The organism is Methylobacterium sp. J-077 (assembly GCF_022829365.1).
In the GTDB taxonomy this organism is placed as follows: domain Bacteria; phylum Pseudomonadota; class Alphaproteobacteria; order Rhizobiales; family Beijerinckiaceae; genus Methylobacterium.
The window spans coordinates 1-466 of record NZ_JAKSYJ010000008.1; the positions used below are offsets into that span (position 1 = coordinate 1).

The 466-nt window shown below is 73.6% G+C and carries 1 protein-coding gene; it reads right to left on the reverse strand.

Annotated features, from left to right (window positions below; translation table 11 throughout):
• On the reverse strand, positions 1-466 hold a 466-nt coding region (locus MKL11_RS00075; protein WP_243939182.1), incomplete at both ends, for an ATP-binding cassette domain-containing protein.

Below are 466 nucleotides of genomic sequence, written 5' to 3' on the forward strand. Positions count from 1 at the left end.
GGCTCGGCGTCAGGCGCCCTCCCTGCGTCAGCGAGAAGCGCGGCACGGCGTCGAGCAGAGCCTTGGGGTAGGGGTGGCCGGGGTCGCGCATGACCGCGCCGCGCGGTCCGGACTCGACGAGGCGGCCGCGATAGAGCACCGCCACGTCGTGGGCGACGTTGGCGACGACGCCGAGGTCGTGGGTGATCAGCAGGATCGCCATGCCGGTCTCGTCCTGCAGCCGGGTCAACAGCGCGAGGATCTGGGCCTGGGTCGTCACGTCGAGGGCCGTCGTCGGCTCGTCGGCGACGAGCAGGGCGGGCTTGAGGATCAGCGCCATCGCGATCATCGCCCGCTGGCGCAGGCCGCCGGAGAGCTCGAACGGATAGGTGTGCAGCGCCCGCGCCGGATCGGGGAAGCCGACGCGGGCGAAGGCGTCCCTGGCCTGCGCGTCGGCCTCGGCCCGGGTGGCGTTGCCGTGGATGCG